The sequence below is a fragment of the Micromonospora foliorum genome, assembly GCF_022229015.1.
GTDB lineage: Bacteria > Actinomycetota > Actinomycetes > Mycobacteriales > Micromonosporaceae > Micromonospora > Micromonospora foliorum.
Map to the genome: position 1 here is coordinate 1 of NZ_JAKKFF010000482.1, position 3,001 is coordinate 3,001.

The 3,001-nt window shown below is 73.6% G+C and carries 1 protein-coding gene and 2 pseudogenes; all 3 read right to left on the minus strand.

All coding sequences use genetic code 11. From position 1 onward, the window contains the following. Window positions 1–814: pseudogene (locus PSH25_RS28495) on the minus strand (hypothetical protein); the annotation flags it as partial. After that, entirely contained in the window at window positions 811–1,713 is a 903-nt protein-coding gene (locus PSH25_RS28500; protein ID WP_238661974.1) for a sulfotransferase domain-containing protein, read from the minus strand. The gene PSH25_RS28500 and the pseudogene PSH25_RS28495, both read right to left, overlap by 4 nt. 8 nt (window positions 1,714–1,721) lie before the next feature. Then, window positions 1,722–2,900, minus strand: a pseudogene (locus PSH25_RS28505) (lipopolysaccharide biosynthesis protein); the annotation flags it as partial. Window positions 2,901–3,001: the final 101 nt, after the last annotated feature.

The following is a 3,001-nucleotide window of genomic DNA, read 5'->3' on the forward strand; positions in this document are numbered from 1 at the left end:
CGGCCCGGCCGGCCTGGTCGGCCAGCCGGCGCAGGAAGGTCGAGTCGACGAGCGGTCGAGGGGTGCCCGCCGGGCCGCCACGCCGGGCGACCGCGAGCAGCGCCGCGATCCGTGGTGGGTCGTCCACGGGCACACCGCGTACCGCCGGGGGCAGCGGCTCGATCACCGCGACCACCTGGCCCGCCCACGACGTCTCGGTGAGCAGCCTCGGCGGCGTCGGGTGGTCGGCGACGTCGACCACCGCGCGCAACGCCCGCAGCGCCGCCGCCTCCGCGCTGACCAACGCGCGGGTCGCGTCGTTCCAGCCGATCTTCGCGTAGCCACGCGGGCGCCCGTCGGCGCTGAAGAGTTGCAGGGTGGGCTTGCCGTTCGGGTCGGGGGGGCGAACCCCGAACGCGGCCAGCAGCGGCGTGTCACCCAGGTCCGCGGAGAGCCGCTCGCTCAGCAGCAGCTCCGCGGCCGGCACCCCGGCCGGCACCGAGACGGTCAACGTCGGGAAGGGCGCGAGCCCCACCCGACCGAACCGGGCCAGCCCGCCGAGCACCGCCCGCAGCGCGCGCACCTTCGGTGGCCGCAGGGCGTTGTACGCCAACAGGGACGCCGCCCCGGCCCGGGGCGCGCCCAACGGCACCAGGAACCGGGCCCGGGCGACCGACGGCACCACCGCGTACCGGGCCACCGCCTGGTGACCGGCCGGCAGGGCGCCCGCCACGGTCAGGCCGACCCGGTCGTCCGGGAAGACCGCGCGGCTCACCCAACCCAGGCCGTCCACTCGGGAACGCGGGTCGGTGGCCGGGCCCACCCGGGTCGTCACGCCGCCCGGTCCGCCCAGTCGAGGTCCAGCCCGAGCCGCTGGCGCAACGCGTCGTTGTACGGCCGGTAGTAGTCGGTCAGCTCAGCGCGCACCGTCGGCTCCAGCGGTGCCGAGCGCCGATCGTTGTAGACCTTGAAGTTGGGCAGGTCGTACGCCGGCAGGCCGAGGAAGTCCAGGGTGCGCCGGTAGGTCGCCCGCGAGTCGCGGTACAGGTCCTCGCTGGGCAGGAAGAGGAACTGCTGCCGGTCGAAACGCTCCAGCCACGGCTCCAGGTGCTCCAGATAACGCCCCCGGGCCCGGTACGTGTACCAGTCGTACGGCTCGCTGAACGACTCCGGCTCGGCGATCAGCCGTTCCCGCTCCCCCGCCGTGCGCTCCGGCTCGGCCGCCAGCGCGGCGGCGAAGTCCAGTGGTTCGATGCCGTGGGTACGGCGTTCCTTCCAGTGCGAGTACGCCCGCTCCACCGGGTCCCGCAGCAGCACGATGAGTTTCACCGTCGGCATCAGCTCGGCGACCCGCTGCGCGGCGAGCGGGTGGAACATGTACAGCGGGGCGGCCTCACCGACCCGGACCGGCCCGCCGTGCCGCTTGGCCAGGGCCTCGCGCTGCCGCTCGGTCGGGAAGTGCGAGCGGTACCAGGATTCGCCGCGGCCCCAGTGCTCCTCGAAGTAGTGCGCCGACTTGGTGTTCCACGCGGGAAAGAGCCGGGGCACCAACGGGTGCTGGATGAGGTAGTTCCACAGGGAGGTGGTGCCACCCCGTTTGGTCCCGATGATCAGGAAGTCCGGCAGCGGCCGGCGATCACTGGTGCGAACGCCGTAGTCGACGAGCGACTCCTTCACCCGGGTGGTCACCTGGGTCGGAACCAACTGCTTGACCCGGTCACGGATGGACACCACGACGAACCTCACCTGCCTCTCGTCGATGCCGAGGGGGGTCCGGCGGCCGCGGCCGCGTTGTCCCCTCCACGGATCTGCCTCATGGTCCCCCGGATGCCGGCGCGCACCCGGGGCAACGTCAACATGCCGACGCAGCCGGCCAGCAGCACCACCAGCGCCACCGCGAGACCGGGCAGGCCGCGACCGCCCACCAGCACGCCGGCGCCGGCGGCCAGGCCCACACCGGCGACCGTGGCCACCGCGGCACGCGCCATCGCGGCGTCGAACAGCGGCTGCCGAACCACCGACCGGGCGAACCCGGCGGCGGTGAGGTTCTCGGTGACGATGCCGGCCGCCCAGGCCACCGCCGCGCCCGTCGCGCCGTAGCTGGGGATCAGCCAGAGACCCAGCGAGACGGTCACCGTCAACCCGGCCACGGTGGCGACCAGGTGCAGCCCGCTACGCCCGCCCATCAGGAGCAGGCTCTGCACGTTGCCCACGCCGGTGTTGACCAGCATCGCCAGCGCGAGCACCGTCATCGCCGGCACACCGGCGGTGAACTCCGGCCCGAACAACTGGAGGAAGGCCAGCGCGAAGACCGCCAGCAACAGGTACACCGGCCAGGACAGCACCAGCCCCCAGGTGGTCAACTGCCGGTGCACGGCCGCCGCAGCGGCCCGCTCGCCCCGCCCGAGCAGCCGGGACAACTGCGGAGACACCGCCACCCGCAGCCCCTGCATGGCCAACTGACCGGCCAGCACGTACCGGCCGACGGCACCGAACACACCGGCGTCCGCCGGCCCGGCCAGCACCGACGTGAGCAACACCCCCACCCACATGCTGCCGGCGTCGATGGCCGCCGAGGCGGCCCGGGGCAGCGCGAAGCGCCAGAACGTCGACCAGTCGGCGCGGTGCGGACGCAGCGTCGCGCCCCGACCCAGCCCGAGCGGGCCGGCGACGAGAACGAGGCAGGCCAGCAGCGCCAACGCCGCCGGCACCAACCAGCCGGTCATGCCGGCGAGCAGACCGCCACCCGCCAGCGCCGCGGCGCCGACCAGCACCGGGCGGGCGACCGGCAGCAGCAGGAACTGCACCCCGACGTACGCCCGGATGGGCCGCACACAGCGCAGCGCGGCCAGCAGCAGGGTCATGGCGACCACCACCGGCACCGCGGCGAACGTGACGGTGAGCAGCGCGTCGCCGCTCGCCCCAGAGCCGCGCAGCAGTCGGAGATCGGAAGAGCGTCGGGTGGTGGAAGAGTGGAGATCGAGGTGGGCAGCGTGTCATTAAAAAAAAAACGAACACAGCC